General features: G+C 54.5%; 11 protein-coding genes. 7 read left to right on the top strand and 4 right to left on the bottom strand.

What is annotated here, in order from left to right:
- The first annotated feature begins 167 nt into the window (after positions 1 to 167).
- Complete coding sequence (locus AAFM46_RS07140; RefSeq protein WP_283526611.1) at positions 168 to 533, top strand: YtxH domain-containing protein; 366 nt, start codon at positions 168 to 170, stop codon at positions 531 to 533.
- A 66-nt stretch (positions 534 to 599) separates the two neighbouring features.
- A complete protein-coding gene (locus AAFM46_RS07135) occupies positions 600 to 962 on the top strand; it encodes a hypothetical protein (RefSeq protein WP_283526609.1) in 363 nt (120 codons plus the stop codon).
- 56 nt (positions 963 to 1,018) lie between these two features.
- Here the strand turns inward: AAFM46_RS07135 and AAFM46_RS07130 are convergent, their stop codons facing one another.
- A complete protein-coding gene (locus tag AAFM46_RS07130) occupies positions 1,019 to 1,927 on the bottom strand; it encodes a LysR family transcriptional regulator (protein ID WP_343320155.1) in 909 nt (302 codons plus the stop codon).
- Between the two features lie 155 nt (positions 1,928 to 2,082).
- Between AAFM46_RS07130 and AAFM46_RS07125 the strand changes: the two genes are divergently transcribed.
- From AAFM46_RS07125 to AAFM46_RS07105, 5 genes are all read left to right on the top strand, one after another.
- A complete protein-coding gene (locus tag AAFM46_RS07125; RefSeq protein ID WP_343320154.1) occupies positions 2,083 to 3,708 on the top strand; it encodes an amidohydrolase in 1,626 nt (541 codons plus the stop codon).
- 51 nt (positions 3,709 to 3,759) lie between these two features.
- Positions 3,760 to 4,743 (top strand): ABC transporter substrate-binding protein, encoded by a 984-nt coding sequence (locus AAFM46_RS07120; RefSeq protein ID WP_283526602.1) that lies wholly within the window; start codon positions 3,760 to 3,762, stop codon positions 4,741 to 4,743.
- Between the two features lie 3 nt (positions 4,744 to 4,746).
- On the top strand, positions 4,747 to 5,751 hold the full coding sequence (locus tag AAFM46_RS07115) for an amino acid ABC transporter permease (RefSeq protein ID WP_343320153.1): 1,005 nt from the start codon (positions 4,747 to 4,749) through the stop codon (positions 5,749 to 5,751).
- Positions 5,748 to 6,515 (top strand): amino acid ABC transporter ATP-binding protein, encoded by a 768-nt coding sequence (locus AAFM46_RS07110; RefSeq protein ID WP_283532263.1) that lies wholly within the window; start codon positions 5,748 to 5,750, stop codon positions 6,513 to 6,515. Before AAFM46_RS07115 ends, AAFM46_RS07110 begins: the two co-directional genes overlap by 4 nt.
- A gap of 189 nt (positions 6,516 to 6,704) precedes the next feature.
- Entirely contained in the window at positions 6,705 to 7,325 is a 621-nt protein-coding gene (locus AAFM46_RS07105; protein ID WP_343320152.1) for a heme-binding protein, read from the top strand.
- On the opposite strand, the gene AAFM46_RS07100 is transcribed toward AAFM46_RS07105, so the two are convergent.
- The 3 genes from AAFM46_RS07100 to AAFM46_RS07090 all read right to left on the bottom strand — a co-directional run bounded on the left by AAFM46_RS07100 (position 7,311) and on the right by AAFM46_RS07090 (position 11,629).
- Entirely contained in the window at positions 7,311 to 8,000 is a 690-nt protein-coding gene (locus AAFM46_RS07100) for an SDR family NAD(P)-dependent oxidoreductase (protein ID WP_283532265.1), read from the bottom strand. The genes AAFM46_RS07105 and AAFM46_RS07100 overlap by 15 nt on opposite strands.
- A gap of 78 nt (positions 8,001 to 8,078) precedes the next feature.
- Complete coding sequence (locus AAFM46_RS07095) at positions 8,079 to 9,386, bottom strand: glycosyltransferase (protein ID WP_343320151.1); 1,308 nt, start codon at positions 9,384 to 9,386, stop codon at positions 8,079 to 8,081.
- Positions 9,383 to 11,629, bottom strand: a complete 2,247-nt coding sequence (locus AAFM46_RS07090) for a glycosyltransferase (RefSeq protein ID WP_283532267.1) — start codon at positions 11,627 to 11,629, stop codon at positions 9,383 to 9,385. Before AAFM46_RS07090 ends, AAFM46_RS07095 begins: the two co-directional genes overlap by 4 nt.
- Positions 11,630 to 11,681 lie beyond the last annotated feature (52 nt).

Here is an 11,681-nt window from a genome sequence, read left to right as displayed (position 1 = left end):
GTCAGCGCCGTCAGCGTGGGGGCTTTCGCAACCGTGCGTGGGTAGATACAGTAAAAACAGCACTTCTCCTTCGGGGCACAAACGCAATGCCAACGGGTTTCATCTGCCGCAGCGGCCCCGCAGGCACACCTTTTTGAAGTATGAAAACGTTCGGACAAGGAGACTCCATGAAAGCAAAATTGACCTTCCTAGCAGGTCTGGCCGTTGGCTACGTAGTAGGCACCCGAGTGGGACGCCGCGGCTACGAGAGCCTAAAGAAGAATGCCAAGAGTGTCTGGGAAACAGATATCGTGCAGGAAACTGTCACGACGGTGGAAGACACCGTAAAGGACCAGGCAAAGGATCTCGGCGCCCGTCTCGTGGGCAAAGTGGCCGGAACCGAATCGGGACGCCGAGTTGCCCGCGAAAAAGACTCTTCGGAAGTCGAACAACCAGCCCTCTCGGATGTGGATTCAGATCCCGCCTTGAACAATGATGTTGGGCAGGATTGGGCAGATGAAGGCGGAGCCCTCCCGTCAGGACCGGCACGCTAGTGCGCACGGAACGCTCCTGACCTTCAGAACTTGCAAATCAATTAAGCAGCACGCAAGGAGAACCTCATGAATAGTGATAAGAAAAACATGAATCCCCTCCACAACCAGTCTCCCGGGTCTGCATCAGTTGGATCGCAGGAGAGCACCCGAGCACTGGAGGAGGAGCTACCTGCTGGCAATACTGCCAATCCAGGCTCGCCTGACCCGACTATTCTGGGGCAGCAAACTGATGCCGAAGCCTTAGGTGCCGACCCGAGTTTGGGGGCGCCCGATCCAAGTTTCTTCCAAGACGAAGACTCTGGCAGCGATGGTGAGCCCGACGCGGGTCCTTTGGGCGGAACCCAGGATCAGTTCCATGCCGAAATGGACCGCAGCGACGCAGACGCGGCTCGCGTTGACCCAGCTGATGAATCTCCACGAGAGACCTGATAGGCCAGGACACAGTTGAGCGTGGAGCTTTACGCTGGATGTAGGCACTTTAGGGTCTAAGCATTTTTGGGCTGGTATTTTTGACCCACTGCTTCCCAGAAAGCTGCCACAAGGTCGGCTGGAGCATCTTCTGCTGATAGGCCGATTAGCTGTCGAGACAAAGCAATTTGGGGCACCTGTATCACCGTGATCCCGGCCGGACGTTCCAGCATTGCCAGCGACGGCACCATGGCAATCCCATGCCCCGCTGCCACTAATCTCAAAGTGGCTTGAAAGTCGTCACTGAAAGCGACAACACGTGGGTGAATTCCTGCATTGGCCAACAGGGAATCAATGACGCTTGAATCACTAGAACCGCGCAGATGTAGAATCCATGGCATCCCCGCCACGTCATTCGCTCCAACCACTGCTGCTGAATCCATGCGCCAGCGCGCAGGCACAATGATCTGAAAGGGGTCCTCCCCCAGCCACGTCTTAGTGACCCCCTGCGGCAAGACCAGACCTGATTCCCCGAGCTGATACACGAGACAAACATCCAGTTCACCGCCCGCACGTAAACCAGGCACGGTAGCGCTTGGCTCACCAATAGTGACCAACAAGCCCACACCGCGTGACTGCCAAACTTGCGAATCCAACAGCATGGGAACAATGAACGTGGCCGCTGAAGGAAACGCGCCCACCCGTAAAGTCGCTTCATGACTGCCCCCGGCACTATTTCCTGCGGCAATTAGCAGTTCTGCCTCACGCATAAGTTTCACGCCGTGCAAACTCATAGCTTGGGCTGCTGGTGTGGGCTGGATACTCCGCGCGCTTCTAACGAACAATTGAATACCAGTCTCACGTTCCAAAGATGCCATTTGCTGGGAGACGGCCGAGGCTGTATAGCCCAGTCGATTTCCCGCCGCAGTGAACGAGCCCAGCCTCACCACTTCAGTCAGGGTACGGATGTGCACAATATTGAGCATTAGCTTTCCTTGAAGTCAGTACAGCGTATTCTCGGCGTTCATCAGCTCATATCCTGCCACAAAGTGTCCTAGAGTAGACAAAGTAGTTATTTGTGACTCATCCCACACTTTGTTTTCATCAATACAGCGGCCTGATGCCGCTCGAAGGATTAGGAATGCTTGAACAACGCTTATTTGTCAATGGACGCTTCTTAACTGTGCCGTCCAATCAGACTCCCGGATCATCCCCCACAGCTTTATTGAGCCACGGCGAAGAAATCATCGCGCTAGGTACTTCAGAGGAACTACGTGCGCACACTGTCGGCGCCATAGAAACGATTGATTTAGCGGGCGCTACCGTTATTCCAGGGCTAACTGATGCCCACATCCACACGGCGAACTTGGCCCGGGAGCTGGCTGCCGTTGACCTGCGTGGGGCCAAAGATCTAGAAGAGGCGCTAGAGAGAATCCGCACCTTCGCCCAGCCTCTGCCCCATGATGCTTGGATATTCGGCGGACGCTGGGATTTCAACGCATGGACTGTACCAATCCAACCCACCCGGCAAGCCTTGGATTCCGTCACAGGAGGACGCCCCGCCGCTCTGCCCAGTGTTGACGGGCATACCGTGTGGGCCAACACAGCAGCACTTCGCGCGGTTGGGATTACAGCTGCGAGCTGTGATCCCGTAGGGGGAGAAATTGAGCGGGACGCTTCTGGTGAGCCAACCGGAATCCTTCGCGAAGCAGCCCATGGACCCCTAGAAGCCATCATGCACAGCTCGGCAGCTGGAGACCTTACGCAGCAGCTCAAAACGGCACAGGATTTCCTACTCTCAGTTGGCCTCACGGGGATCCATGATTTTGATGGCGAAGACTGCTTGGCGGCCTACCGAACTCTTGAAGCTGCCGGAGATTTGCAACTTCGTGTACACAAAGCAATCCCTGCAGTTGCCCTTGATCTGGCCATCGCAGAGCGCCGATTCACTGGTGCTGGAACCCCTTGGCTACGCACTGGTCCTGTGAAATTGTTCTCCGACGGGGCACTTGGTTCACACACCTGCCATGTCTCGGAACCATTCCCGGGTGAGGACGGCAATGTTGGCATCGCGGTCACACCCTTTGAGGAACTGCTTCGCCTGGTCCGCCGTGCTGCCAGTGCTGGCATTGCAGTGGCAACACATGCCATTGGAGACCGAGCAAACCACTTGGTTCTCAACGCTTATGAAGACCTGACCAATCACCCGGTTTCCGCAACACGGCAGGGAGCTGGTGCACAGCCGTTACGTCATCGTATAGAACACACACAGCATCTTCTGCCCGGGGATGTTTCAAGACTCGCGCGTCTGGGTGTGATCCCTTCAATGCAACCCACACATTGCACCAGTGATTACAGACTGGTAACCAACCTTTTAGCGGATCGAAAATTGGCCTCCTACGCGTGGCGCTCACTGATCGATGCAGGGGCCATTCCCGCCTTTGGCTCCGATTCTCCAGTGGAACAGCCCCACCCACTGCACGGAATCCACGCCGCGGTGACCCGCCAAGACAGCAACCACCTGCCACAAGGCGGCTGGCAACCCTCCGAACGCGTCACTGTGCAAGAGGCGATAGCCGGATTCACCAGTGGGGCTGCCCACGCTTCCGGTGAAGAGCGGCTTAAGGGCCGGCTCAAAGCCGGCATGTTGGCCGATTTTACTGTCCTAGGTGAAGACCCCTGCCGAGTCTCGAGCTCGGATATCCGCGATATTCCTGTGGAAGCCACAGTGGTGGGCGGTCGTGTTCGCTACCGCAAGTCTGCTTAACTTTCTTAGCTAACAAACAACTATCAACACAACAATCGACAGGGAAGTACTATGCACCGTTTAGCCAGTAGCTCAAAGAAGAGTTTCTCCCCATGGGTCTTAGCATCCATTGCTGTCAGCGCAGCCCTCCTGACCTCAGCATGTGGTGGCCAGTCGCTCTCAGGTGTGGGAGCCGAACCTACACTTTCCAACAGTGCCTTTACCGCTGTCCCGGCACCCAGTGAAGACTTGGCCAAGGATGTCATCGATGCCGTCAAACCAGACGCTGAGCTGACATCCATGCTGCCCGCAACGATGGTGTCAGAGGGACTTCGTATGACCACCTCCGAGGGTTACCCGCCCATGGAAATGTTCGCCACTGATGGTGAAACGTTGGTGGGAGTTGATCCCTCGTTAGGCCGTGCCATTGCCAATAAGCTTGGCCTGGCCATCTCCATCAAGAATGAAGACTTCAACGCGCAGATACCCGGGATAACCACCGGACGGTATGACATCATCATGTCCTCCATGACGGACAATGAAGAACGCCGCAAAACCGTTTCCTTTGTGGACTATGTCCAATCGGGGTCCGGCTGGGTGGTGAAAAAAGGGAATCCAGCCAGTATGGGCGCTCCGGAGACTGCCTGTGGCAAGACTGTCTCGGTAGTTGACAATGGCTCTTCACTATCTCTTTTGGAAGACTTCGACAAAGAGTGCAAGTCATCCGGCAAAGCAAGCATCAACATTCTAAAATTTGCGGGCGATCAGGAAGCTATCCTGCAGGTTCGCAATGGGCGTGCTGACGCAGCTGTCAATGACTATCCGGTAGCCGCATACCGTGCTCAGACCTCAGAAAGCATTCTTGATGCCGTCATCATTGATGGTCCCACCAGCCCTTGGGGTATAGCTATCAGCCAGAAGGATCCAAAGGTCATCCAAGCGGTCCAGAAGGCTCTGCAGTCACTGATCGAGGAGGGCAGCTACGAAAAGATCCTGCAGGCCTGGAACGTTGAGAAGATGGCCGTTCCCTCCGCCATCGTCAATGACGGCAAGTAGCACGTGGCCATCCAACGCGGTGCACGCCCGACCAGCTTAAAGAGCCCTGACGGAACATTGGTTCCAGTTGTCAGACTCAAGCACACGGATCGATGGATTATCGGAACCTTGGCCCTCGCCGTGTTCGCGTGGTTGGCGTGGACTTTGGCATCCAACCAGAACATCCGCTGGAACGAGGTAGCAGCGTACCTTTTCTTCCCCAAGATCATCAGCGGCATCTGGATCACAATTATGATCTCGGTGGTAGCTACTGTGCTTGGACTGTTACTGGGTGTCCTTCTAGCCGTTATGAGGTTGGCGCATAACCCAGTGTTGAACTGGCTTGCCACTCTTTATATCTGGTTCTTTAGGGGCACTCCTGTGCTTGTGCAATTGATTTTCTGGTACAACTTAGCGTTCTTGTTTCCACTGCTGATCATCAAGATTCCTTTTACCACCATCGGTTATGCGTGGAACACCAACGACGTCATGACAGGATTCACTTCGGCGCTGCTGGGCCTGGGATTAAACCTTGCCGCGTACTTTGCCGAAACTGTCAGGGCCGGGATTCAAGCCATTGATGCTGGGCAATCCGAGGCGGCACTTGCCTTGGGGATGACCCCGGGTAAGCGCATGCGCAAAATTGTGCTTCCCCAAGCCCTGCGCATCATTATCCCTCCCACAGGGAATGAGTTCATTTCCATGTTGAAGACCACGTCGCTGGTCTATGTCGTGGCGGGAAACGATCTGATGACCAACGCTTCCCAGATTTATAAGCAGAACAACCTGATTATGGAGCTGCTCATCGTTGCATCCATCTGGTACATGGTCATGACAGCAATAGCGACGTTCTTCCAGTCAAAGTTGGAAAAACGCTTCGGTTCAGAGGCTGTCAGGCTGGTCCGCAGGCCAAGTATGCTGCAGAGAATATTTCTTGGCTCTCGTCAGACACGAGAAAGCGCTACGCCCGGTTCTTTGCCGCACACTATTGGGGACGAAGTTTCTGCCACAGGCAAGGAGATGTCATGACAGCGCAGTTGCACGTTCAAGCAGAGGGCGTGACCAAGTCATTCGGAAATCATCAGGTCCTCACCGGAGTCAATTTCACCGTAAAACCTGGTGAGGTAAGTTGTATCATTGGTCCCTCAGGTTCTGGCAAGTCAACCTTTTTGCGCTGTCTCAATGCGTTAGAGAGCTACGACTCTGGAACCCTTACCGTAGACGGTAGACACGTTGGCTACGAGTACAGGGAAGGTAAGTACTACGAATGGTCAACGAAGGAATACGCTGCGTTCCGATCCAATCTGGGCATGCTGTTTCAGCGATTCAACCTGTTTGGACACCTGACTGCTGAGGAAAACGTGGTGTGCGCCCTAGTAGAAGTCCGGCGTATGAATAAATCCATTGCCCGAAAGCGTGCAGTGGAAGAACTACGCAAAGTGGGACTCGATAGTCATCGCCACAAACGCCCCCACCAGCTCTCGGGCGGGCAACAGCAAAGAGTGGCGATCGCACGGGCCCTTGCTATGGATCCAGAAATAATGTTGTTCGATGAACCAACCTCAGCACTAGACCCTGAGCTGGTTGAGGAGGTCCTAGAAGCAATGAAGGAGCTGACCCGAGAGGGGATGACAATGATTGTGGTCACTCATGAGATGGGGTTCGCCAGAGAAGTTGGCGACACTGTGAATTTCTTCGACAACGGAGCCATTGTGGAATCCGGTAAACCGGCGGAGGTGCTGTTGAACCCGAAAATGGACCGCACTAAGGCTTTTCTAGCCAAAGTTCTGTAAGCAGAAACACGACTTGCAGTTCAGCGCCAGTGACGGTCTCAACCGACACGGCTCAGTACCTGAGCAATCGCAGAAAAGAAGCTGGCCGCGTTCGATCGAAACACATTTTTTCATCGAACGCGGTCTTTCTATTTTAAAACTACTCATTTGTTTAGAAACACTGCTGCCGTAGCGGAGTAGTGTGATGGCATGACTGATCAGCAGCCGTACCAGATTGTTCAAAGCCACGAGGTTTTCCAAGTGCGCCGTTATCCCAAACACTTGCTGGCTGAGGTGATTACACAAGGCACTTTCGACCAAGCTGGCAAGAAGGCGTTTCGCTATCTTTTTTCTTATATCACTGGGGAAAACCACTCAAGCCAGAAACTCTCAATGACATCACCGGTGGTTCAGGACTCGGCAGCGGAAACGCTTGAGATGACAGCACCTGTCCTTCAGCAGGGATTTGATGTGGAGACCGATCTTTCCCAGCCTGCCGGGTTCCGAGTAGCATTTGTTCTGCCAGAAGGAAGCACACTGGAAAACGTACCCAAGCCCAACAACTCACTCGTGAGAATTCGTGCAGTTCCGGAAAGCCTTTCGGCCGTGATTGATTTTAGTGGCCGGTGGACAGAGGCAAACTATGATCGCCATCTCAAGAGGTTGAGACAGGCTGTGGCTGACGCAGGTCTGAGAACCGTAGGCTCGCCACGGTTCGCCAAATTTGATCCTCCGATGAAGCCATCATTTATGCGTCGAAACGAAATCGGCCTGAATCTCGTGGACAACCTGGAAAACACTCTCGGGGGAACTATATTATCTAAAGGCTGAGGCTGGTAAGTCAGACTCATCGTCGGCAATTGCTAGCACTATCCGGCTGGCAACCTCGACTGGATCCAGTCCATCACCTAGCCTCGGTGAGACACCAGAAATTGGTCGGGTGTGCAGACCCGTCTCAGTGTGGGGAGGACGAACATCAAGGACCCGTATTTTTTGTCGACGCAGCTCGGCACTCATAGCAGTACTAAATCCAGTCAGAGCAGCCTTCACAGCAGAATAAGCAGCCATTCCCTTCATCGGCTGCTCAGCAACGACCGCACTTAGGTGGACCACCACTGCTCCCGGGCTCAAATAGGGAAGCAAGCTGCGCAATAGTCTGACTGGAGCGACAAAGTTCAACAGCATTAACTCATCAAAAGTGTCATCATCGAGTTCTGCCAAGGGTCCGAACGCCACAACCCCTGCAGCATAAACCACACCATCGATGCGCCCCTCTTTCGCTACCGCCGCGGCAAGCGTTGCTGGTCCATCTGGCAGACTTAGATCAGCAGACACAGTGGTGATCACGGCTGCACCAAGTTCCTGCGCTAGGGCCTCAAGGCTGGACTCATTTCTTCCCGCCAGCGTTAGTCGCGCTCCTGCATCACGTAACCGGCGACAGACTGCGGAACCGATCCCGCCAGTAGCCCCCACAACCAACAGATGAGCATCACGTAGTTCAGTCATGGGGACATGATAGCAACTCGCACGCCCCAACAACAGAGGCCACGATTAGGTGCCCATCGTGTTGAAAGTTAAAGTTGTTCACCCACCTGTTAGGGCGGACCAAACCTTGGCATGCCCGGTTTTTTGACGCAGGTTGTGGCCGAGCGCATGCAGAGCCGCTCGCTTTTCGTCAGGCAATTCCAGCACGGTACCCAGCGCAGTGCGGATGTCCTCTACCGTGCTGGTATTTGGGGCCAGCGCCGCCCCGAAACCAGCCGATTCAAGTGCCGCAGCACCGGCAAACTGGTCTGTAGAGAACGGCATGACCACTAACGGGACCCCAAAAGTCATAGATTCTGTGACACTGTTGTTGCCTCCGTGAGTCACAGCGGCTGCCGCCGACTCCAGCAACGTCACCTGTGGCAGAAATTCACCTACCAGCCAATGATCAGGAATCTCCCCCAGTGCCGTCAGATCTGATGACCCATAGGCAACTGCTGCTCGGATCCCCGATTCCCGCAACGCTCTAACTACCTTGCCGAGAACATCATCACGTACTGAAAGGAAACTACCAAAGCTGACATAAACGAAGCGTTCGTTGCTTGAGGCTAGCCATCGTTCCACCTTCGGTTCTGTCCGTTCTGAACGTACAGAGGAGCCCATGAAAACGTGTTCTGGCAGCAATTGTGCGCGTTCTTTGCTCATCAGCTCTGCGGGGTAATTAAAAACTAGCAGGTCGCCATGCTCGGCGAATGCATCTGGAGAGGGATCCAACGCAGGGTTCAACTCGGCCAACGCATGATTCCACTCGGAGGTGAAAGATTCGGCAACTTTCACGCATAGGTTTTTCAGTTCATCGAGCTCTTGCTCACTGGGTGAGAATGCGATAGGCCAGTGCGGTGGAAGCCCGTAAACCTCTGAGGCGCCGGGGAGCGGCAGAGCTGTGGGATGGCCCAGGACGACGTCGATGTGGTGAATTCCTGCCGCCACCATGGCAAGGCGGGCACTGAAGGCTAAATGATCAACGATGATCGTATGGGGGTTGAGTTCCGCAATGATTGCTTGCACAGAACGAGCGGTACTTACCGGCTCCCACATGAGGTCGTTCAGGCGCGCTTCGGCTTGGAATGAAAGGGTTTCAATCATGCCCCTGCGAGTGGCTGAAAAAAAACCAAGCAAGGCCGCATCTTCCCCTTTGGGCTGTTCCGCAGCACGGATCACACCTGGGTTGGACCCTCTACTTAGCTGGAGTGGAACATAGTCGAAGCCAAAGGACTCAACTATGGAAGAGGTTGCGGGCCCGGTCGCAACCACCACCCTCTCACCCGCGTCTTGCCAGCTGGTTCCCATGGCAGCAAGTGGGTAAAGGTGTGAAGCGTAATCCGGACTGATGATCAGGACTGTCATGGGTAAGTAATCAACTCTCTTCGCATTTCGATATCGTCAGAATGTACGGAGGTATAAACGTGGTTCAAAGTATGTGCCATGGCTTCGATCGTAAACTGTTCTTGAACAACACTGCGTGCGTAAGCAGCTCGATCGTCTGTAGATTCATTGACCGATTGTTCCAGTGCTAAAACTATGGCGTCACCGAGCATGGTGGTATCCCACGTTGTCGTGAGAAATCCTGTGCGGCCTTGTTCCACGTAAGTTGCTGGGCCGCCGCTGTCGGGAGCAACTACCAGCAAGCCCGATGCCATAGCCTCTAGCAGCGCAATGCCGAATTCTTCTTTGAGACTCCCACACACGTAAACACCAAGCGGCGCAGCATAGCCGGGTACTCCAGTGCGTGCAGCGGCAACCCATCTGGCCACCGTATTGTTGGGCTGGTGGCCGGGAAGTAGCAAGCCCGCCTTTAGCCTGTCAGCCGGTTGAACTATGGCGTCGATTAGCCCTAGTTGCTCACGCTCATCCGCAGAGGGGTTCTTGAGGTTCCCCCCGATCAGTAGAAGGTTGGTCTTATCACGCAGCTCGCTCCCTGCCCAGGCTTCAACAACAGTTGCCATACCCTTAATCCTGTGGAAACGGCCGACACTAATCACTAGTGGCAACCCACGTCGCGCAGGCGGAAGTCCGCGAAGAAGGTCTTCTAACTCAAGTAGTGCTGCTGTTGCTGGTTTACCGCCAGCATGTTCTTCAGCTTCACGCACTGCTTGGTCAATGACTTTCAGGTCAACACCTTCAGGGACAATAGTATGCCGAAGAGGTTCTTTCGCTACGTCGATTCCGACCAAATTAATGATGTCTCGGCGTAAGTTTGGGCGGGGGAAGAAAACGCTATGAGCCGAGTTGGTCGCTAGCCGCTGCACAAGCCTGGCGCGGAACCAAAAATGTTCTATCTCATCAATAGTTCCAAAGTTTTCCCTTGTTAAAGTCCCCGCACGATCCATCGAATCAATAACAGCATGGGGATCCGGCGCCACGGTGAAGACAACAGGAATTTCAAGGGCACGGGCCACGTCGAACGCAGCTAAACTGCCCACATCTGCCATCCTCAAATGAATGACGTGAACGTCTCCGGCAGCCCTGAGCATCCGGCTGATGCCTCGCCGGGCTGCCACCAGTAATGTCCACGCTTTCGCCGACGCCGGTGCGGGCTGGAGCAGCGGGATACGAGCATATATATGTCCCTGTTTGACTCTCTCTAATTCCACAATGCTCTGCGCCGCATCAATGACGTCGCCCCTAGAGAGTGTCAGCACTCGACCGATTGGCAGACTGCGGACGCTTACCTCTTCTGCTGTTGGACTTTTCTCAGCTTTCTCAGTTTTTTCAGCTTCATCGTTTACCGGGGCCTGATCAGCTACGAGTGCATCACCGAGACGCACCAACAAGGTCGCAATCCCGCCGTTGTCCCCGCTTCCGGCTCGGCTCAGAGTCGCATCTATATCAGCGTGGAGGAACAGCTGGGCCACCGTCAGCCCTGTCTCAGGAGCAACTACCATCTCCACGCTGTCGGGAGCTTCCTGAGCAGCAAGATCCACCAAGGAAAGTTCGGCTACTTCCCCAATATTTCCTCCGCAAGTAACGAGTCTTTCAAGTAGTTCAACTGTTTCTGCTTCTCTCTGGCGTTGACCTAGTGCCGCAACAGCCGCAACACGGACACTTATTTCTTCGCTCCCGTCCTGTGCCACTTCCAATAACGGAGTGGTGGCAACCGGCTGCTGTACCAAACCAAGTGTCTCTACCAAGCGGTAACGACTCGTCGGTTCTTTTACACCTAGCAGCGCGCTTTCGAGGCCAATGGCGACAAGGTCAGGCGATGAGGTGGCCCACACTTCTAGAGTTCGCTGGGCCAGCATCGAAGCAAATCCGCCAGAAACCACGAGCCCTATCAACCGTCCAACGGATCCGGGCCGGGGCACACGGGATCTGTGCGCCCAGGCTGCGTGCTCACGGATGAATCTTTGTTGACTCGAGAGGAGGTCAGAGAGCACCACGTCAACTTCTTCACCATCCATTTGAGCCACAGCGTGAATCGCTGCAATCGCCACAATCTGGTCTGTGGATCCAATGGCACGTCGAAGAATACGCAGGTTTCGCACGCCCCCGTTGCGACCAGCTTGCACGGCTAAATCATCGGCAAGTCGCAAGGCATCGACAAGCCGACTGGCCTGCTTCAATGCATCAAGACAGTTTTGAACCCTCATGCAACGACCTCTTCAGGAGTAAGAGAAATATGGTTCTGATTCTATTGACTAC

The sequence above is a fragment of the Arthrobacter sp. TMP15 genome (genome assembly GCF_039529835.1).
In the GTDB taxonomy this organism is placed as follows: Bacteria; Actinomycetota; Actinomycetes; order Actinomycetales; family Micrococcaceae; genus Specibacter.
The sequence above is the reverse complement of the archived record's forward strand: the minus strand, read 5'-3'. Positions and strand labels throughout refer to the sequence as shown.

What these genes read in the sequence shown, in the direction of transcription:
- AAFM46_RS07140 (WP_283526611.1), top strand. Translation starts at nt 168, where the DNA reads ATGAAAGCAAAATTGACCTTCCTAGCAGGTCTGGCCGTTGGCTACGTA.
- AAFM46_RS07135 (WP_283526609.1), top strand. Translation starts at nt 600, where the DNA reads ATGAATAGTGATAAGAAAAACATGAATCCCCTCCACAACCAGTCTCCC.
- AAFM46_RS07130 (WP_343320155.1), bottom strand. Translation starts at nt 1,927, where the DNA reads ATGCTCAATATTGTGCACATCCGTACCCTGACTGAAGTGGTGAGGCTG.
- AAFM46_RS07125 (WP_343320154.1), top strand. Translation starts at nt 2,083, where the DNA reads ATGCTTGAACAACGCTTATTTGTCAATGGACGCTTCTTAACTGTGCCG.
- AAFM46_RS07120 (WP_283526602.1), top strand. Translation starts at nt 3,760, where the DNA reads ATGCACCGTTTAGCCAGTAGCTCAAAGAAGAGTTTCTCCCCATGGGTC.
- AAFM46_RS07110 (WP_283532263.1), top strand. Translation starts at nt 5,748, where the DNA reads ATGACAGCGCAGTTGCACGTTCAAGCAGAGGGCGTGACCAAGTCATTC.
- AAFM46_RS07105 (WP_343320152.1), top strand. Translation starts at nt 6,705, where the DNA reads ATGACTGATCAGCAGCCGTACCAGATTGTTCAAAGCCACGAGGTTTTC.
- AAFM46_RS07100 (WP_283532265.1), bottom strand. Translation starts at nt 8,000, where the DNA reads ATGACTGAACTACGTGATGCTCATCTGTTGGTTGTGGGGGCTACTGGC.
- AAFM46_RS07095 (WP_343320151.1), bottom strand. Translation starts at nt 9,386, where the DNA reads ATGACAGTCCTGATCATCAGTCCGGATTACGCTTCACACCTTTACCCA.
- AAFM46_RS07090 (WP_283532267.1), bottom strand. Translation starts at nt 11,629, where the DNA reads ATGAGGGTTCAAAACTGTCTTGATGCATTGAAGCAGGCCAGTCGGCTT.